18 protein-coding genes are annotated in these 19111 nt (G+C 36.8%); 7 read left to right on the top strand and 11 right to left on the bottom strand.

Annotation, left to right across the window (positions count from 1 at the left end):
- Nucleotides 1-8: 8 nt before the first annotated feature.
- The 7 genes from AC1Q8L_RS26515 to AC1Q8L_RS26485 all read right to left on the bottom strand — a co-directional run bounded on the left by AC1Q8L_RS26515 (nt 9) and on the right by AC1Q8L_RS26485 (nt 6952).
- Nucleotides 9-944 carry an ABC transporter permease subunit gene (locus AC1Q8L_RS26515; protein WP_001074649.1) on the bottom strand — a complete coding sequence of 312 codons (936 nt, stop codon included), beginning with the start codon at nt 942-944 and terminating at the stop codon, nt 9-11.
- A 2-nt stretch (nt 945-946) separates the two neighbouring features.
- Nucleotides 947-2431, bottom strand: coding sequence for a ribose ABC transporter ATP-binding protein RbsA (gene rbsA / locus AC1Q8L_RS26510; RefSeq protein ID WP_002153502.1), 1485 nt, complete (start codon nt 2429-2431; stop codon nt 947-949).
- A gap of 18 nt (nt 2432-2449) precedes the next feature.
- Nucleotides 2450-2845 (bottom strand): D-ribose pyranase, encoded by a 396-nt coding sequence (gene rbsD, locus AC1Q8L_RS26505; protein ID WP_000716151.1) that lies wholly within the window; start codon nt 2843-2845, stop codon nt 2450-2452.
- A complete protein-coding gene (gene rbsK / locus AC1Q8L_RS26500; RefSeq protein ID WP_001132865.1) occupies nt 2842-3738 on the bottom strand; it encodes a ribokinase in 897 nt (298 codons plus the stop codon). The genes rbsD and rbsK overlap by 4 nt, the downstream gene beginning before the upstream one ends.
- Nucleotides 3739-3751: 13 nt before the next feature.
- Nucleotides 3752-4723 (bottom strand): ribose operon transcriptional repressor RbsR, encoded by a 972-nt coding sequence (gene rbsR / locus AC1Q8L_RS26495; protein ID WP_492339517.1) that lies wholly within the window; start codon nt 4721-4723, stop codon nt 3752-3754.
- 137 nt (nt 4724-4860) lie between these two features.
- A complete protein-coding gene (locus AC1Q8L_RS26490; protein WP_000437647.1) occupies nt 4861-6474 on the bottom strand; it encodes an MDR family MFS transporter in 1614 nt (537 codons plus the stop codon).
- A gap of 19 nt (nt 6475-6493) precedes the next feature.
- Nucleotides 6494-6952, bottom strand: coding sequence for a MarR family winged helix-turn-helix transcriptional regulator (locus tag AC1Q8L_RS26485; RefSeq protein WP_001132367.1), 459 nt, complete (start codon nt 6950-6952; stop codon nt 6494-6496).
- Nucleotides 6953-7221: 269 nt separating this feature from the next.
- Here AC1Q8L_RS26485 and glpT point away from each other — a divergent pair, with 269 nt between their 5' ends.
- The 6 genes from glpT to opp4A all read left to right on the top strand — a co-directional run bounded on the left by glpT (nt 7222) and on the right by opp4A (nt 14488).
- Nucleotides 7222-8571 (top strand): glycerol-3-phosphate transporter, encoded by a 1350-nt coding sequence (glpT, locus tag AC1Q8L_RS26480; RefSeq protein WP_000466388.1) that lies wholly within the window; start codon nt 7222-7224, stop codon nt 8569-8571.
- 281 nt (nt 8572-8852) lie between these two features.
- Nucleotides 8853-9872 carry an ABC transporter ATP-binding protein gene (locus AC1Q8L_RS26475; RefSeq protein ID WP_000795382.1) on the top strand — a complete coding sequence of 340 codons (1020 nt, stop codon included), beginning with the start codon at nt 8853-8855 and terminating at the stop codon, nt 9870-9872.
- Nucleotides 9859-10785, top strand: coding sequence for an ABC transporter ATP-binding protein (locus AC1Q8L_RS26470; protein WP_001196381.1), 927 nt, complete (start codon nt 9859-9861; stop codon nt 10783-10785). The genes AC1Q8L_RS26475 and AC1Q8L_RS26470 overlap by 14 nt, the downstream gene beginning before the upstream one ends.
- A gap of 14 nt (nt 10786-10799) precedes the next feature.
- Entirely contained in the window at nt 10800-11768 is a 969-nt protein-coding gene (gene opp4B, locus AC1Q8L_RS26465) for an oligopeptide ABC transporter permease (protein ID WP_000265452.1), read from the top strand.
- Nucleotides 11769-11786: 18 nt separating this feature from the next.
- Nucleotides 11787-12692: an ABC transporter permease gene (locus AC1Q8L_RS26460; RefSeq protein ID WP_000880730.1), complete on the top strand. Its 906-nt coding sequence runs from the start codon at nt 11787-11789 to the stop codon at nt 12690-12692.
- 14 nt (nt 12693-12706) lie between these two features.
- Nucleotides 12707-14488: an oligopeptide ABC transporter substrate-binding protein gene (opp4A, locus tag AC1Q8L_RS26455; RefSeq protein WP_001039730.1), complete on the top strand. Its 1782-nt coding sequence runs from the start codon at nt 12707-12709 to the stop codon at nt 14486-14488.
- Nucleotides 14489-14592: 104 nt separating this feature from the next.
- On the opposite strand, the gene AC1Q8L_RS26450 is transcribed toward opp4A, so the two are convergent.
- From AC1Q8L_RS26450 to AC1Q8L_RS26435, 4 genes are all read right to left on the bottom strand, one after another.
- A complete protein-coding gene (locus tag AC1Q8L_RS26450; RefSeq protein WP_002094283.1) occupies nt 14593-14709 on the bottom strand; it encodes a DUF4027 family protein in 117 nt (38 codons plus the stop codon).
- Between the two features lie 198 nt (nt 14710-14907).
- Nucleotides 14908-15330: a universal stress protein gene (locus AC1Q8L_RS26445; protein WP_000277991.1), complete on the bottom strand. Its 423-nt coding sequence runs from the start codon at nt 15328-15330 to the stop codon at nt 14908-14910.
- Nucleotides 15331-15395: 65 nt separating this feature from the next.
- On the bottom strand, nt 15396-16847 hold the full coding sequence (locus AC1Q8L_RS26440) for a SulP family inorganic anion transporter (RefSeq protein ID WP_000487926.1): 1452 nt from the start codon (nt 16845-16847) through the stop codon (nt 15396-15398).
- A gap of 156 nt (nt 16848-17003) precedes the next feature.
- Complete coding sequence (locus AC1Q8L_RS26435; RefSeq protein WP_000738880.1) at nt 17004-18251, bottom strand: hypothetical protein; 1248 nt, start codon at nt 18249-18251, stop codon at nt 17004-17006.
- 175 nt (nt 18252-18426) lie between these two features.
- On the opposite strand from AC1Q8L_RS26435, the gene AC1Q8L_RS26430 reads away from it, so the two are divergent.
- Nucleotides 18427-19104, top strand: coding sequence for a response regulator transcription factor (locus tag AC1Q8L_RS26430; RefSeq protein ID WP_000565482.1), 678 nt, complete (start codon nt 18427-18429; stop codon nt 19102-19104).
- Nucleotides 19105-19111 lie beyond the last annotated feature (7 nt).

Below are 19111 nucleotides of genomic sequence, written 5' to 3'. Positions count from 1 at the left end.
TCCCTCCATTACGCTTCTTTTCGGCGATCAATTAATACAGCTAGTAAGATTACAAGTCCTTTTACAACTTGTTGGAAGAAAGAAGATACACCTAATAAATTTAAACCGTTATTTAGTACACCGATAATTAGTACACCGATGAATGTACCAACAATCCATCCTCTTCCCCCAGAAAGACTTGTTCCACCTAATACAACTGCTGCAATTGCATCTAATTCGTAAGAAGTACCTGCAGTCGGCTGTGCAGAATCTAGTCGTGATGTTAAGACAATACCTGCAAGCGCTGCCAAAATTCCGGAAAGACCGTAAATCATTACTTTAATTCTCGTAACATTAATACCTGATAGTGCTGCTGCTTCTTCATTTCCACCAATTGCAAATGTACGACGGCCAAATGTCGTTTTCTTCAAAATGAAGTACAGTACTGCGAAAGCGATCATCATTGTAACAGCTGGTACCGGAATACCAAGAAAATAACCGCGGCCAAACATTTGGAACATTAAATGATCACCAAGACCAGTGATCGGACGTCCGTCCATATAAACAAGCGTCAACCCACGAAAAATAGTCATTGTTGCTAAAGTTGCAATAAATGGAGCTACTTTTCCTTTCGCAATGATGATACCGTTTACAATCCCCATTACAAGACCTGCTAATAGTCCAACTGCCATTGCAAGGAACGGATCCATGCCACTTGCCATCATTCCAGCAACAAGTGCACTTGATAATGCTAAAATAGAACCTACCGATAAGTCAATACCCCCTGTTAAAATTACGAAGGTCATTCCGAATGCAATAAGCGCATTAATCGATACTTGACGCAGTATATTAAATAAATTTGGAATTTCAATGAACGCTGGATTTAAAACTGTAATTACGACGATAATTAATACTAAACCGATTAAAGAACCGAGTTGTTGTAATACATTCCCCTTCTTAGCCATCCTTACTCTCCCCCTGTAGCTAGTGCCATAATAGACTCTTGTGATGCCTCATCTTTCCCTAAAATGCCGCCGACTTTTCCTTCATGAATAACAAGAACTCGATCACTCATTCCTAAAACTTCCGGAAGCTCAGATGATACCATAATAACGGCATCGCCTTGCTCAGTAAGCTTATTCATGATAGAGTAAATTTCTTTTTTCGCTCCAACATCGACACCTCTTGTTGGCTCATCTAAAATGAGTAATTGCGGATGAATGCCTAGCCATTTTGCGATTACAATCTTTTGCTGATTTCCACCAGAAAGAGATTTCACTGCCTGCTCTCCGCTAGATGCTTTCACATTAAGAAGCTTCATCATATCCTCTGTAAACTGTTGTTCTAGCTCGTTGCTTAGAACACTTCCCTTTGAAAGACTTTCTAAATTCGGTAAAGCTAAATTTTCTCGAATTGAAAAATCTAACACTAATCCTTCAGACTTTCTATCTTCTGTAATGAAAGCAATTCTTTGTCTAATTGCATCTATCGGACTATCAATCTTTACTTCTTGTCCATTTATAAAAATTTGTCCAGAATCTAAAGGTTCATAACCAAATATCGCTTTCATAATATCAGTGCGACCAGCCCCCATCAAACCAGCTACACCAAGGATTTCACCTTTCCTCACTTGAAACGAAACATTTTCAAATTTCCCTTTCTTCGTTCCGTTACGCATTTCAAAAATGACATCACCAATTTGACTATTTCGCTCTGGGTAACGTTCACCAATGCTGCGCCCCACCATCATACTCACTACTTCATCAAATGATGTTTCTGGAATTAATCTCTTTCCAACGTATTCTCCATCACGCAAAATCGTAATGGCATCACATATTGAGAAAATCTCTTCCATACGATGCGAAATGTACACGAATGAAACACCTTCTTTACGTAACTTATTGATTACTGTAAAGAGCGTTTCGATTTCACGATCCGTCAGTGCCGCAGTAGGTTCATCCATAATAATAACGCTCGCGTTTGTCATTAACGCTTTCGCAATTTCGATAATTTGCTGTTGTCCAACCGATAGTTCCTCTGCTAACATAGCACCTCTTACATGCAATCCTAGCTCTGCTAGTTGCTGCTGCGCAATCGCGTTCATTTGTCGAGTGCGTAAAATACCTGTTTTCCCATACATTAACTCTTTACCAAGAAACATATTTTCAGCTACTGTTAAATTCGGCAATATGTTTAGTTCTTGATGTATAAATGCGATGCCGTACTCTTCAGCTTCTTTCGCATTTTTAAAGGTGCGCTCTTGCCTATCAATCGTGATTGTCCCATCATCTTTTTTGTATACACCTGTTAAAATCTTCATGAGCGTTGATTTACCCGCTCCATTTTCCCCCATCAATGCATGGACTTCTCCTGTTTCAATCATAAACTGTGCATTCTTCAAAACAGGATTGCCATTGAACGCCTTTGAAATGTTTTTCATTTCAATATGCATTCCCATCACTTCCCTTTATTAAAAAATCACGCCTGCATGTAAAATTACATTTGCATAAGGCGTAGCCTCGCCTGTACGAATAATCGCCTTCGCTTTCTTTGTATGCTCTTTAAATTGTTCATGAGATACATACTCAAATGCTGGCTCTATTAATTTTTGCTCGATCTCTTTATTTACTTCCGCATTATTTATAATGACTTCTTCTGCTAACGTCACTTTTTCGATTGCCATATCATCAGCTACAACTTGTAACACCTCTAAAAAACTCGGTTTTCCAATCTCAACAGCTAAATCAATTCGTTTTACTCCATCCGGAATCGGTAACCCGCAATCAGCAATTACAACCGTATCTGTATGCCCAAGTGAAGCAAGGACTGCCGCGATTTCACTGTTTAATACACCATGCTTTTTCATCCAACAATCACCTGCACTTCACGTACTCGATCTCTCGTTGGCATACCGCCCTGTGCTCCAAGTTTCGTTACAGAAAGACCACCGGCAATATTCGCGAAACGAATTGCTTTTTGAAGTGTCTCTCCTTCAGAAAGTGCAACTGCTAACGCACCATTAAATGTATCACCAGCTCCAGTTGTATCCACTACATCAACAGCAATGCTAGGAACATGTACAATCTCTGTGCCATTATGGAAACGAACACCGTTAGAACCTTCTGTCATCAATAATTTATTTGGATACTTCGCCAATAAATCTTCAATTGGTGATGTAAAATCATCTAATACAATGCGGCACTCATGTTCATTTGGCGTAATATAAGTTGCTTTTTCTAAAATTTCTTCTGATAAAACTTGTGCTGGCGCTGGATTCAACATAACAGGAATATTATGTTCCTCACAAATAGCCAATACATATTTTACTGTTTCAAGTGGAATTTCTAGTTGAAGAACAACCATATCCGCTTTTACAAGAAGGTCTTTGGAGCGATCTACAACTGACTTATTTACAAGAGCATTTGCCCCTTGTACGACAACAATACTGTTATCTTCTTCTGCTAAAACGATATGAGCAATTCCTGTCGTTCTATCTGTAACCGGTACCACATAATCGATAAAAATGCGTTCGTTCTCTAAATTTTTTCTAACTACTGTTCCATAATCATCATTTCCTACCGCTCCAACCATTGCTACATTTGCTCCTAACCTAGCTGCAGCAACTGCTTGGTTTGCCCCTTTCCCTCCTGGGATTGTATGAAACGCTTCACCAATTACTGTTTCTCCTGCTTTCGGCCGTTTTTTTGAAACAGCCACTAAGTCCATTGAAATGCTTCCTACTACTGCAATATTTGGCATCTGTTTCATCTCCTTACTTCGTTGTATTTCGTTCTATAATTTCAATCGGCAAACGATAGTGTTTCTCTTCTAATGTATTTCCTTCCATTTGCTCTAACAACAACTCTGTTGCAATTTTCCCCATTTCATATATCGGTTGTGCAACTGTTGTAATAGATGGATACATCATTTCTGTTAAAGAAATTCCATCAAATCCGATAATTTGTAAATCATCTGGAATGGCAATCCCCTTTTGAAGTGCAGCCTTTACAATACCAATCGCAATTAAATCATTCCCAGCAACAATACCATCAATATGCGGGTATTCTTCTAATAATTCCATCGCTACACGCTCACTATTTGCTGGCTCAAACGTACTCTCCGCAATCATATACGGAAGGTTATTTTGCGTAATAACGTCTACAAAACCTTCAAAACGTTCATTTGCAGTACTCACATCACGTGGACCGCGAATATGTGCAATATGTTTACATCCTTTATCTAGTAACAGCTTTGTCGCAGCCTGACTTCCTGTATAGTTATCTGCATATACAGTAGGAATACGCTCATTAAACATACGGTCAATCGCAACAACCGGGACAGATAAATTCATGTAATTAACACTATTTTGTGGATTTGTTGCTACAATAAATCCATCTACATTATTTTGTCTAAGTACATCAATGTATTGTTTCTCTTTTTCTAAACTTTCATCAGAGTTACAAAGGACAACTGTGTAACCTTGTTTATGTGCTACATCTTCTACGGCACGTGCAACTTCTGGAAAGAACGGATTCACGATATTTGGAACAACTAAGCCAATTAAACGAGACTTTTTATTATACAGTGAACGCGCTACTGTACTAGGCTTATAATCTAACATCTCAATTGCACGCTCTACCTTTTTTAATGTATCTTCGTGAACATATCCATTTTTATTTAAAACTCTGGAAACGGTCGCAACAGATACTCCCGCTAATTTCGCAACGTCTTTAATCGTACTCATTCTCTTTTCTCCTCATTTCATGTAACCGTTTACAGAAAATAATATAACGTATTTCTAAAAATACGTCAATCATTTCTCACTAAAAAGCTTTTAAGGTTATACTCAAAAAAGCACCGCCATAAGGCGATGCTTCTTCATTACGAGTATGATACAGTTTTTTCTTTTTCTTCTACAGCAGGCTCTTCAGCATCTTTTTTACGATCTGATAGTTTAATTTTTTGTAAGAAAATCGTAAAGATGGCACCTACTACGATAAATACTAATCCTGTTAAGAATACAGTATGAAGCGAGTCTACTAAAGAGTTTTTCAAAATAGGTACAATGCTGTTAGCAAACGCTTCTGGCATTTGTTTTAATGCCTCTGGGCTAAATAGCATCGAATATAAACCTTGTGGATCTGTGTGAATCATATCTTTAAATTTCGTTACCATTTGTCCCGCTTCTTTCGGGAATGTATCTAATACAGGTACTAATTTATTTGTTAACGTTGTACCTGAAGTGTTATTCATAATTGATCCTAAAATTGTAATACCAAATGTTCCACCAATTTGACGGAAGAACTGACTTGATGACGTTACGACACCAAGGTCTTTTTTCGGGAAGCTTTCTTGTAACGCTAATGTTAATGTCGGCATTACAAGACCCATTCCTAAACCGATAACCATCATATAAGAAGTAGCTGTAAGCTTCGTTGTGTGCATATCCATCGTTGTTAATAACCAGAAACCACCGGCCATAATAAGCATACCTGCGATAATTTGTGGTTTTACACCAACTTTTAATACAAGTTGCCCACCGATAATACTCATTACAATCATTGTAATCATCATTGGAGTCATAATTGTTCCTGATTCAGCAGCACTTACTCCTACAATACCTTGCATGAAGAATGGTACGAACATAATCGCGCCGAACATTCCAATACTCATAAAGAATCCAATCGCATTCAGTATTGTAAATGTGCGATTTTTAAAGAAATGCATTGGTAAAATCGGCTCTTCAGCTTTCGTTTCAACAATAACAAAGCTAACGATACCAATTACAGCTAGTGCGAATAAACCGATAATTTGCCAAGAATCCCATGCATAATCTTTTCCACCAAACGTTAGCGCAAGTAATAAACTTACAACACCTAGAATCATCGTAAAGATTCCAGCGATATCAATTTTAATTGGTCCTGTTTGTTTATGTGATTTTAATCCCATTGCAATAAAGATTGTTGCTAGAATACCAACCGGTAAGTTAATGTAGAATACCCATCTCCAGTTCACTGCATCTACAATCCAACCACCAACTTGCGGTCCAATTACAGAAGCAAGACCGTATAACGCACCAAAAATACCTTGCCATTTCGCACGTTCTTTTCCCGTGAACATATCTCCAATAATAATCATAGCCATTGGCATCATAATACCGCCACCAAGACCTTGAATACCACGAAAAATAATTAATTCTGTCATACCATTCGCCATACCACATAACGCCGAACCAATCATGAAAATAACTAGCCCTGTTATATATACGTTACGACGACCAAGTAAATCCGCTAATTTACCTGCAATTGGTACAACTGTCGTTGATGTTAACATATAAGCTGTCGTTAACCATGTCATTAAACTTAATCCGCCTAGGTCACCGACGATACGTGGCATTGCTGTACCAACAATTGTTCCATCTAATGCAGCAAATAGCATCGCGATTACTAAACCGATTAACAACAACTTTCTATTTTGATTTTCTTGTTGCTCCATGTAATCTCCTCAATTCCTCTTAGTTATTCTCTTTTTTCTCTTGTGTCCCGCAAATAATGGTTTCTAACTTCTCAAAGAGACGTAATAAATCTTCTCTTTCTTGCAACTCTAAATGTGAAAAGTATTTTGCAATATGCTCGTTGCGAGCTGTCATTGCCTCTTCTACTCTAGCTTTCCCCTTTTTCGTTAACTCGATGATGACAACACGACGGTCATCTTTGTCGTGATAGCGTTCTACAAGTTCTTGATCGATTAGACGATCAATCATCACTGTAATCGCGCTAGGCTTCACATACATCTTTTTTGCTAATGTTGTCGCTCTTGAAGCCCCATAATGATCTAAAATCTTTAAAATATAAAACTGCGGTGGTGTAAGTCCTGTTGCTTGCATTTGTTTTAATAACTCCGTCTGCATTTTCTTTCCAATCGAAAAGGCAAGAGCTTGAATTTTATCGATATGCGTCATATCATTTGGCATGTTATCCACCTCTTATTTAAACAATAAAATATTTAACGTATTTAAATATTAATCCCGCGAACAAAATCCGTCAATACTTTTATTCATAAAAACGTTTACATTTTTGTCACAAAGTTGTATAATTTTCGACGAAGTTAATATTGACAGTCACGGAGAAACGGAGTACACGGCTATGAATCATAAAAAAGGAAACTTTTTTATATTTCATGGCCTTTTTATATTCTCTGTCTTAAAACGCTTCGAATTAATTAGGGGAGGATTTTCATTTTATGTTTTTCACACAATTATTTAAACCTGCGCCCCACGCGGAACGCTTACCAGCTGATCGCGTTGATAGCGAATACCGTAAATTACGTTTACAAGTATTCTTAGGTATCTTCATCGGTTATGCAGGTTACTACTTTGTTCGAAAAAACTTTTCACTAGCAATGCCATACTTAATCGAACAAGGCTTTAGTAAAGGGGAACTTGGTGTTATCCTTTCAGCAGTATCTATCGCTTACGGATTAAGTAAATTCTTGATGGGTATCGTATCCGATCGTTGTAATCCTCGCTACTTTTTAGCAGCTGGGCTATTTTTATCAGGTATCATTAATATTATTTTCGGCTCATTTTCTTTCATTACAACGAGCATTATACTTATGTTTGTACTTCAGTTTTTAAATGGATGGGTACAAGGTATGGGCTGGCCTCCTTGTGGTCGTACGATGGTTCACTGGTTCTCTATTAGCGAACGTGGTACAAAAATGTCTATTTGGAACGTCGCTCATAATGTCGGCGGCGCGCTTATGCCTTCTCTTGTAACATTAGGCTTATACTTCTTTGCAAATGACTGGAAAAGTATTTTTTACTTCCCAGGTATTCTTTCAATTTTAGTTGGTATTTATGTATTAATTACGATGAAAGATACGCCTCAATCTTGTGGACTACCTTCTATTGAAGAGCATACTGGAGAATATCCACCAGATGAGAAAATAAAAGATCGCGAACGCGAACTTTCGGCAAAAGAAATTTTATTTAAATACGTACTAAACAATAAGTTTTTATGGTACATCGCTATTGCGAACGTTTTCGTATATTTCGTACGTTACGGCGTTGTAGACTGGGCTCCTACTTATTTAGTAGAAGAAAAAAGCTTTACTCATAGTAGCTCACGTACTGCTTACGCTCTATATGAATGGGCTGGTATTCCAGGTACACTTCTTTGCGGATGGATGAGTGATAAACTATTTAAAGGACGTCGTGCACCTGCTGGTATTTTATTTATGGTTGGTGTATTTATCGCAGTTCTTGTTTACTGGTTAAACCCTCCTGGTAATCCAATGGTTGATAGTATCGCACTTGTCGCAATTGGATTTTTAATTTACGGACCGGTTATGTTAATTGGTCTACACGCTCTAGACTTAGCACCAAAGAAAGCTGCTGGAACTGCAGCAGGCTTAACTGGATTCTTCGGTTACTTAGGCGGAGCTGCTTTCGCTAGTGCCGCTATGGGCTTTATCGTAGATGCATTCGGATGGGATGGCGGATTCATCTTATTACTTGCATCTTGCATACTTGCAATGTTCTTCCTTGCCCTTACTTTAAATACAGGGTCAACAAAACAAAAGCAAGCTTAAGTACAAATATTATACTTATCAAAAAAAGAGAGACCATTCTTTCCAGAATGCCTCTCTTTTTTCTACATATAAATCTTTTTTCTTACAAAAGATTCATTTTCCTCTCATATATATGTTAGCGCTTCCAAATAACTTCAACACCTAATACAACTGCATTCCACTTTTATATAAAAAGATTTTTGAATATTTTTTCAACTTATCCTTGTCAAACATTGTCAATTTATATTAAAATAACAACATACAAAATATTTAGTCTTTTCAGAAAAGATGGAGGGATAGCCATGAAGAATCCACTTCTTCGTATTGAAAACTTGCAAACTTCCTTTCGTATACAAGATCAGTATCATGCAGCAGTTGATGATGTATCCTTAACTGTTCATGAAAATGAAATTGTTGCTATCGTTGGTGAGTCAGGATGCGGAAAAAGTGCACTTGCCCTTTCCATTATGCGACTGCATAATGAAGCAAACACAAAATTACAAGGGCAGCTTTACTATAGAGATAAGGACTTACTTAGCATGTCAACCGCCGAAATAAATAAAGTACGCGGTTCAAATATCGGAATGATTTTCCAAGAACCTCTTACAGCACTCGATCCTCTTATGACAGTTGGAAAACAAATCGAAGAAAACTTAGACTACCACACAAGCCTTTCAAAAGTTGAAAAGAAAGAACGCACCTTAGAACTACTCCATCAAGTTGGTATTCCAAAACCAGAACTTACATATAAACAATACCCACACGAATTATCTGGCGGAATGAGACAAAGAATTGTTATCGCAATTGCAATTGCTTGTAAGCCAGGGCTCATTATTGCAGATGAGCCAACAACTGCACTTGACGTAACCATTCAAGCGCAAATTTTAGATTTATTACGTTCCATTCAAGAACAAACGAAAATGGGCATCATCTTAATTACACACGATTTAAGCGTCGTGGCCGAAACCGCTGATCGTATCGTCGTTATGTATGCAGGACAAGTTGTAGAAACAGGAACAGTCGAAGAAATTTTTAATAACCCTCTTCATCCATATACTCGTTCCTTATTAAATTCAATCCCGTCTGCATCTGCTGAAAAAGAAAAATTACATGTTATTCAAGGCGTTGTACCGACATTAGCTAAGTTACCTCGCACAGGTTGTCGATTCCAAGCACGGATTCCATGGATTAGACCTGATCAACATGAAGAAAATCCCGTTTTACATGAAGTAAAACAAGACCATTGGGTACGTTGCACTTGCTACAAACATTTCAACTTCCAACATAAGAAAGGAGATGACGTAACTCATGGCACTGCTTAAAGTAGAAGATTTAAAAGTACACTTTCCAATTAAAGGTGGTGTTTTCGGCCGTACATTAGATTACGTTCGTGCTGTTGATGGCGTAAGCTTCGAACTACAACCTGGCGAAACATACGGAATCGTTGGGGAATCTGGGAGCGGCAAATCAACAACTGGAAAAGCAATTATGCACTTAACAAAAGCGACAGGCGGTAGCATTCATTTTAATAATAGAGATTTAACAAAATTAAGTCGCTCAGAACTAAGAGAACAACGAAAAGATATTCAGATGATTTTTCAAGATCCTTATTCATCCTTAAACCCGAAGAAACGTGTTATGGATATTATCGCTGAACCACTTCGAAATTTTGAGAAACTCTCACCTGATGAAGAGCGTAGAGCTGTTCAAGATTATCTTGATAAAGTTGGATTAAATCCTGAGTCTATGTATAAATACCCACATGAATTTTCCGGTGGACAAAGACAGCGGATTGGTATTGCACGCGCACTTACACTAAAACCGAAGCTTATTATCGCAGATGAACCTGTATCCGCGCTTGACGTGTCGGTACAAGCTCAAGTTTTAAACTTCTTGCAAGATTTACAATCTGAACTCGGACTAACATACCTATTTATTAGTCATGATTTAGGTGTAGTTCGCCATATGTGTGACCGTATCGGTGTTATGTATCGCGGACGCATTGTGGAAGAAGCAACTAGTGCTGAAATTTATAATAATCCACAGCACATCTATACGAAGCGCCTAATATCAGCTATTCCTGATATTCGTCCAGAAAACCGCGAGCAACAACGTAAATTGCGTCGTGAGGTAAGCGTTGAGTATGAGAAATCATACGAAAGTTATTTCAATGAAAATGGTCGTGCTTACGATTTAAAACCAATCTCGCCAACACACCGGGTGGCATTACCTTAAGGGAGTGATAAAATATGTGGAAATTTATATTACGCCGGGTTTTAGTTATGATACCGCAATTATTCATATTAAGCGTACTCGTCTTTACACTGGCTAAGGCAATGCCAGGTGATGCATTAAGTGGCGCTGAACTAGCAAACCCAAAAGCCGATCCAAAAGTGCTCGAAGAACAACGTGAAAAACTAGGTTTAAACGATCCTATTCCCACTCAATATGTAAGGTGGATTTCAAATGCTGTACAAGGGGATTTCGGTATTTCTTACGCACATAAAATAAAAGTAACAGATATTATCGGGGAACGTCTTGGCAATACCATACTGTTAGCTCTTCTTATTCTTATTCTTACTTACTTAATTGCTATTCCACTTGGAGTTATAAGTGGACGTTGGAATGATACGTGGGCTGATCGACTCATTACGCTCTATAACTTTTTAGGATTCGGTACACCACTATTTATTTTCGGGTTAGTAATGTTATTCTTATTCGGCTTTTTATATCCAATTTTCCCTACGAGTGGTAGCGTTGATCCACAAGTTGCAACAGGATCATTTGATTACTATTTAAGTAAATTCAATCATATGATTTTACCAGCTTTATCTGGGGCATTAATTGGGACTGTAGGAACTGTACAATATTTACGAAGTGAAATTATCGATACGAAACATAAAGATTTTGTACGCACAGTAAAAGCAAAAGGTGTACCAGAATCTAAAGTATATTCCAGACATATTTTAAGAAATTCATTTTTACCAATTGCAGCATTTTTAGGATATGAAATTACAGGTTTAGTTGGAGGCTCTATTATTCTAGAAAATATTTTCGGCTATCCAGGAATTGGACAACTATTTTTCCAATCTATCACTCAACGTGATTTCAGTGTCGTAACTGCTCTTGTATTATTTACTGGATTCGCAACGCTACTCGGGACTCTTCTTTCCGATATTATTCTAAGCATCGTTGATCCACGTATTCGTATTGATTAATGGAGGTGAAGAAACGTTATGTTAGCAAATCCTGAAAAACAAACTGAAGTCATTCATTACGAAAAGAGCCCCTCTGGTTTCTCCATTATGTGGCGAGAATTTCGTAAAGATAAACTAGCAATGTTTTCTCTATTCTTTTTAGCTTTAATATTAATAGCCGTTTACGCAACTTCATTTATTATGAAGCAAGAAGATATCGTCCGAGTCGATTTGTTCGCTATTTATGACCCTCCTTCTGCTGAACATTGGTTAGGAACTGATTATGGAGGCCGTGATATTTTCGGACAATTAATTATTGGTACACGTAACTCCTTTACAGTTGGTTTAGCCATCACTCTTTTAGCAACCCTTATCGGTCTTACGACGGGACTAATTGCTGGCTATTTTGGAGGAGTTGTCGATAACATCATTATGCGTTTTATCGACTTTATGATGATTTTACCATTCTTAATGATTGTTATCGTGTTTATCTCACTCGTTCCAACTTTCAATATTACGACATTTATTCTCATAATGACCGCTTTCTTATGGGTCGGAAAAGCAAGGCTTATACGCTCTAAAGTATTGACTGAGAAAGAACTTGATTACGTATCTGCATCAAAAACATTAGGAACACCAAATTGGAAAATAATCTTCCAGCAAATATTACCTAATTTAAGTTCTATTATTATCGTAAATATCACATTAAATCTTGCTGGTAACATCGGAATTGAATCTAGTTTAACTTACTTAGGCTTCGGTCTACCAGAGAGCACACCAAGTCTTGGTACACTTGTAAGTTACGCAACTAACCCAGATGTATTACAAGAAAAGTGGTGGATTTGGTTACCCGCATCAATCATGATTTTAGTGTTGATGCTGTGTATAAATTTTATTGGTCAAGCGTTAAAGCGTGCGGCTGATGCAAGACAAAGAAAAGGATAAGGGGTGGAGAAGTTATGAACAAACCAAAACTGTACAAAGTATTAAGTACACTTGCTGCTTCAACATTATTACTATCTGCATGTGGGGGTGCTGATAGCGGTAGTAAAAAGGCAAACACAAAAAAAGTAGAAACAAATAAATTTAGTGCTGCTGTAAAAAATGACGGTAAAGAAATTAAAGACGGATCATTAACTTATGGACTCGTTTCAAATTCACCTTTCGCTGGTGTTTTAAGTAGGGTATTGTATGAAGTTGCTCCAGATTCAGAGATTATGGATTTCTTTGATGAACAATTATTAGCTACAGATAAAAACTGGGAAATTACAAATGACGGTGCTGCAACTTATACAATTTCTGAAGATAAAAAAACAATTACAATTAAAATTAAAGATAATGTAAAATGGCACGATGGTAATCCTGTAACAGCTGAGGATTTAGAATATTCTTACTTAATAATCGGTAATAGCAAATATACAGGTATCCGTTACGATACACAAATGCAAATGATTGAAGGTATGGAAGAATATCACACTGGAAAAGCTGACAAAATTTCTGGTATTAAAGTAGTCGATCCAAAAACAATTTCCATTACTTATAAAGAAGTAAACCCTTCACTAAAAACTGGTATTTGGACATATCCTACACCTAAAAAATATTTAGGTGATGTACCAATTGAAAAACTAGCTGAATCAGATAAAATCCGTCAAAATCCAATTGGATTCGGTCCATTTAAAGTGAAGAAAATCGTTCCTGGTGAATCAGTTGAGTATGAGCGTTTTGATGATTACTGGGGCGGCAAACCTAAGCTAAAAAATGTAACATTAAAAGTTGTAAATCCATCTATTGTTAGTGCATCTCTGAAAAAAGGTGATATTGATATTGCAGCAATTACTGCTGATCAATATCCGAACGTAAGTAAATTAAAAAACACACAACTAATTGGTAAAACTGACCTTGCTTACACTTATATCGGATTTAAGTTCGGACATATGGACAAAGCAAAGAATGAAGCTGTAATGGATAACGATAAGTTCAAAGACGTTCGTTTACGTCAAGCGATGGCACATGCAATTGATAGAGAAAAATTAGGAGAGAAAGTATATCACGGACTTCGCGTTCCAGCTAACTCTCCAATTCCACCATCTATGCCAAAGTACCATAATAATGATGTTGGTGCGTATAATTTCGATGTAAATAAAGCGAAAAAACTATTAGATGAAGCTGGGTATAAAGATAAAAATGGTGATGGATTCCGTGAAGATCCAAAAGGTAATGAATTGAAGATTAACTTCTTAACTAGTAGTGGTAGTGAAACAAGTGAACCGCTGGCTAAATTCTACATTCAATCTTGGAAAGATATCGGCTTAAAAGTAGAACTTGTTGATGGACGCTTACACGAATTTAATGCTATGCGTGACATGATTAAAAAAGATGATCCGAAGGTTGATATTTTTGCCGGTGCTTGGAACACTGGCTCTGACCCTGACCTTTCTGGCCTATGGGGCAAAAATGCCGGATTCAACTATCAACGCTGGGTAAATGATGAAAATACGAAGTTATTAGAAGCAGGATTATCAGAAAAAGCTACTGATGAAAAATATCGTAAAGAAGTATACGATAAATGGCAAAAATTAATTCATGACGAAGCACCGATGATTCCAATTCATTACACATTTGATTTAACAGGTGTTAATAAGCGCGTAAAAAATTATGATGTCAACACTGAAGTGAATCAAATAACTTCACATTGGAAAGACGTTACTGTAACAAGTGAGAAGCCAGAAGTAGAAAAATAAACATAAAAATAGCTCTTAGCATTTACATACATGCTAAGAGCTATTTTTTATTTTCATTGCTTTTCCTACTAATGATAACAACCAATTCCTTCCCTACTCTAATATTAAAAGATTTGATGAAATACCTTTATTAAAACAGCTAACGTAACAGATCCAGCAAATCCCCCTAAACAAATTAAGCTTACCCCTTGACTATATGACAAATTTTGAAATGATTTCATTGCTTCCATCCTCCCTATCTCCCCTTTGATACTTTTATTTTACCAATGGGAAAAATTTCATAACATCGATTTCTCTAACAACTAACTTACAAATTTGTAAGTTAACATCTTTTCAACTTATATATCTAGTATTTCCACAAATGAGAGTTCTTTATACATAAAAAAGACCTCAGCTATACTAAGGTCTTTAGTTACATTTTATTTTATAATCATCACCGGACATTTCACTCGTTTTGCTATTTTATGACTTACACTACCAAGTACCATTTCTTGCAGTGTATTTAGCCCTCTGCTTCCGGCGATAACAAGATCTATATCTCCTGTATTTACATATTGAACAATTGTATCTCCAGGATCACCATGTAATATCGTAATTGTATAAGATATGTTCTCTTTCTTTAATAAAACTTCAATCTCTTTTAATTTATCTTTTCGACTAGCCGATATTGTTTCTAAATCTGTTTGACCTTGTATAATATCTGATTTTGCCGTTCTATTATCTACTACGTACACAACTTCAACATTTGTTTCTGCGCTACATTTCGCAATATATGTTGCATGTTCCGCTGCTCGAAGTGCATGTTCAGAACCGTCACATGCTAATATAATTTGTTTGTACATATGCTGAATCCCCTTTTCGTTATCCTACTCGTATTATATAATAAAGCCTCCTAAAAAGGAGGCTTTTAACTAGCAATTCTTTTATTATAAGTAGCTAAATTTGCAACAAGTTTTGAGCTACGTTCATTTAATCCTGTTATACTTACTTTCACACCACTTTGCTCATACTTTATGATAACTTTATCAATTGATGCCACCGCTGAATCATCCCATACGTGCGCATGAGTAAAATTCATTTCAATTTCTTTTACATCTTCATTAAATGAAAAATTATTTATGAAATCGGCTGTGGATGCAAAGAAAAGTTGACCGTGAATTTCGTATATTTTCTTATTTTCAATATATAAATGTTTCACGTGAATCTTTGCCATATTGAATGCAAATAACACCGCACTAATTACTGTTCCGATAATTACACCTAATGCTAAGTTATGTGTAATTAGGACAATCACAACTGTTACGATCATAACAAATGCGTTTCCTTTTGGTACTTTATGAATCGTTGTTACAGAGTTCCAATCAAACGTTCCGATTGAAACCATAATCATAACCGCAACTAAAGCTGCCATCGGAATATGAACGACATAATCTCCTAAAACGAATAATAATACGATTAAAAATCCGCCCGCTACAAATGTTGATAGGCGACCTCGTCCACCTGATTTAATATTAATAACAGATTGGCCGATCATTGCACATCCTGCCATTCCTCCGAAAAATCCAGCAACGATGTTTGCGATCCCTTGTCCGCGTGCCTCTTTATGCTTATTACTTTCTGTATGCGTCATATCATCTAAAACTGAAGCTGTTAATAAAGACTCTAGTAAACCAATGATTGCAAGCATAACTGCATAAGGTAAAATAATCCCTAATGTTTCTAATGTAAATGGCACATCAGGAATACTAAAGAACGGTAATTCTTTCGGCAGGCTTCCCATATCCCCTACTGTTTTCAACTGTAATCCGCTCATAAGTGCAATACTCGTCACAATAATAATTGAAATAAGCGTAGAAGGTACAACCGTTGTAATACGTGGAAATAAATATATAATTGCAAGTCCTAATACAACGAGTGCATACATTTGCCAAGTTGCATTTTTAAAATGCGGTAATTGCGCTGTAAAAACTAAAATTCCAAGTGAATTTAAAAAACCACTCATAACAGATTTCGGAACAAACTTCATAAATGAGCTCAGTTTGAACACGCCAAAAATAATTTGGACGATACCTGTTAATATTGTTGTAGCAAATAAATATTGCAAACCATGATCTTTAACGAGCGTTACCATTAATAATGACATTGCACCTGTTGCAGCTGAAATCATTCCAGTTCTTCCGCCAACAAATGAAATGGTAACCGCAATACAAAAGGCTGCGTATAGTCCAACTGTCGGATCTACGCCTGCAATAACAGAGAAGGCTATCGCTTCAGGGATCAATGCTAAAGCAACGACAATTCCTGATAACACGTCCCCTCTCACATTAGAAAACCAGTCATTTTTTATCGTTTGAAACAAAATACCACTCCTCTACTCCTTTATAATTTGATTTTCTCCATAAGAAAATCTAGCCGACTGCACGAAAGCTATTATATAACGAGTAGAAGATTTTTTACTATGTAAAAGTTTCCTAAAGAAAAAGACGCTACCTTAGTAGCGTCTTTTCTCATTTCATTAATGTCCACCGTGTCCTTGACCACTTTCCTGAACAATTTCTAACCTCTCATCTAGTATTCCTTGTGTTTCAAATGAAATATCACTCGTACTTCCTAATAAGAAGCCATGATTATATGGTCCAAGTGTTGGATCATCTTTAAACTTCGGCTGAATGCTTGCAAGGAAGTCATACACTGGTTGTGAAGCTTTACCTTCTTCTAATAATACAACAGGTGCGTGTTTACCCATATGTGAAAAAGGTGCCCCAGCAACTGCTAAATCTGGTGTTTTGCTTGAAACAAATGATAAACCGTGACCAGGTTTTGTGAATCCCCAGCCAAATTTTGTTTTTTCATCTTTAAATTTAGCGAACGCAATCGAGTTTTCTGTAGGGGTCTCTCCACTAATACGCGTTACTTTCCCGTATTTGCTTAACTCCTTTTCTACTTCTTTTGAAACAATTTTTTCTGGCCCTAATATATATATATTTGCTTTATCTTTTCTCATCTTTAATGCCTCTATTGTCGCTTCTGGCACTTTATTCTTTTCTGTATAGAGTAGTGGTTCCGGCATATGAGAAATCCAATTTACAGCGGGTGTTGTATATAAACGTCCTTCTTCTGCAGATGAACCGATAATAACACTATTTGGGTAGCTTCCTGTTATATCGGCATACTCCTTATCAACATCTTTCGCAAATATAGCTGGGTCCGTTTCTTTTATTTGTTTTACTTTATAACCTTTTAATTGTTCAAGCGCGCTAGTACCTACATCCCCCATCACCATAATTTGTGTTCCATCTTTCGTTCCGATTGGATTTAATCGTTTTATTTCTTTTAACGTCATTTCCGGTATCTTTTCTTTTTCTATAAATAAAATCGGCCCGTTATTCGGATGATGAATAAGGTCTGCACTCGCAATACCTAATTGCCACTCGCTTGCTGGTACTAAAATAACAGCACCCGGCTGGTTCTCTTTATGGGTTGCTGGCCATATCGTTTGCGAAGTTAACACTGCCATTTGCAGGGGATCATTTGTATTTAACCTCGTCACATTTTTTAAACTTGTCGTTAATAAATCATACGATGCCCCTTGGTTCATTTCTTTTGGCGCCGTTACCTCCTGATTCATTTTCATTTCCTTTTGCTCTGTTTTTTTCTCTTTTGTAGATTCATGGTTTTTATGGTCTGTATTCGTTTGTCCGCATGCAGCAAGACCAACTGCTGTAATTATTGTTATCCCAAAAATTCGGGTCATTTTTTTCATTATACCGCCTCCGTATTAATCATTTTTGAGCCAATATGATTACCTAAAATGTAATTTCAACTCCACAATAACAAGCAATTCTGAAGAAATTATGCAGACACATCATAATCTGCACCATTTCTTCATGATTTTGCATTACACTTTAAGTAACGATTATAAATATGGAGGGCTCTCTATGATTGATATACTGCTCGTAGACGATGAACCGAGAATGCTTGAATTATTAACGCTTTATCTTACCCCAATTGGATATAACTGCGTATGTGCGACTTCAGGAGAAGAAGCTATTTTACATATAGAAAATCGAAACTTTAAATTTGTTTTACTCGATATTATGATGCCAAAGATGGACGGATGGGAAACGTGCAAAAAAATCCGATCTTTTAGTAACATTCCTATTATTATGGTTACAGCTCGTGATCAAACAGTAGATGTCGTTCAAGGATTAAAACTTGGAGCCGATGATTATGTAACGAAACCTTTCCATGAAGAAGAACTTTTCGCAAGAATTGAAGCCGTTTTAAGACGTACAAATGAACATAAACAAATCCAATATCACGGTATTGTATGGGATGAAACAAAACACTTCGTTTCTGTCCATAATGAAGAACTCCTTCTCACACCAATTGAATTTTCTTTACTCGGATTATTTTTACGCCATGTGAACTACGTATTAAGCCGTGATCAGCTCATCGAGCGAATTTGGGGGTTAAACACAAATACAGAAGATCGCACAGTCGATTCACATATTCGTAATTTACGTGATAAATTGCGAAAAGTAAATTTCCCTATTGATCACCATTTAAAAACTGTTTACGGAGTCGGATATCGATGGGTTGATACTCTAGATTAAGGAGCAA

The organism is Bacillus sp. GW823-FHT06A11, from assembly GCF_058795355.1.
The sequence above is the reverse complement of the archived record's forward strand: the minus strand, read 5'-3'. Positions and strand labels throughout refer to the sequence as shown.

Coding starts and splice junctions, on each gene's coding strand:
- AC1Q8L_RS26515 (WP_001074649.1), bottom strand. CDS start 944: ATGGCTAAGAAGGGGAATGTATTACAACAACTCGGTTCTTTAATCGGT.
- rbsA (WP_002153502.1), bottom strand. CDS start 2,431: ATGCATATTGAAATGAAAAACATTTCAAAGGCGTTCAATGGCAATCCT.
- rbsD (WP_000716151.1), bottom strand. CDS start 2,845: ATGAAAAAGCATGGTGTATTAAACAGTGAAATCGCGGCAGTCCTTGCT.
- rbsK (WP_001132865.1), bottom strand. CDS start 3,738: ATGCCAAATATTGCAGTAGTAGGAAGCATTTCAATGGACTTAGTGGCT.
- rbsR (WP_492339517.1), bottom strand. CDS start 4,723: ATGAGTACGATTAAAGACGTTGCGAAATTAGCGGGAGTATCTGTTGCG.
- AC1Q8L_RS26490 (WP_000437647.1), bottom strand. CDS start 6,474: ATGGAGCAACAAGAAAATCAAAATAGAAAGTTGTTGTTAATCGGTTTA.
- AC1Q8L_RS26485 (WP_001132367.1), bottom strand. CDS start 6,952: ATGCCAAATGATATGACGCATATCGATAAAATTCAAGCTCTTGCCTTT.
- glpT (WP_000466388.1), top strand. CDS start 7,222: ATGTTTTTCACACAATTATTTAAACCTGCGCCCCACGCGGAACGCTTA.
- AC1Q8L_RS26475 (WP_000795382.1), top strand. CDS start 8,853: ATGAAGAATCCACTTCTTCGTATTGAAAACTTGCAAACTTCCTTTCGT.
- AC1Q8L_RS26470 (WP_001196381.1), top strand. CDS start 9,859: ATGGCACTGCTTAAAGTAGAAGATTTAAAAGTACACTTTCCAATTAAA.
- opp4B (WP_000265452.1), top strand. CDS start 10,800: ATGTGGAAATTTATATTACGCCGGGTTTTAGTTATGATACCGCAATTA.
- AC1Q8L_RS26460 (WP_000880730.1), top strand. CDS start 11,787: ATGTTAGCAAATCCTGAAAAACAAACTGAAGTCATTCATTACGAAAAG.
- opp4A (WP_001039730.1), top strand. CDS start 12,707: ATGAACAAACCAAAACTGTACAAAGTATTAAGTACACTTGCTGCTTCA.
- AC1Q8L_RS26450 (WP_002094283.1), bottom strand. CDS start 14,709: ATGAAATCATTTCAAAATTTGTCATATAGTCAAGGGGTAAGCTTAATT.
- AC1Q8L_RS26445 (WP_000277991.1), bottom strand. CDS start 15,330: ATGTACAAACAAATTATATTAGCATGTGACGGTTCTGAACATGCACTT.
- AC1Q8L_RS26435 (WP_000738880.1), bottom strand. CDS start 18,251: ATGAAAAAAATGACCCGAATTTTTGGGATAACAATAATTACAGCAGTT.
- AC1Q8L_RS26430 (WP_000565482.1), top strand. CDS start 18,427: ATGATTGATATACTGCTCGTAGACGATGAACCGAGAATGCTTGAATTA.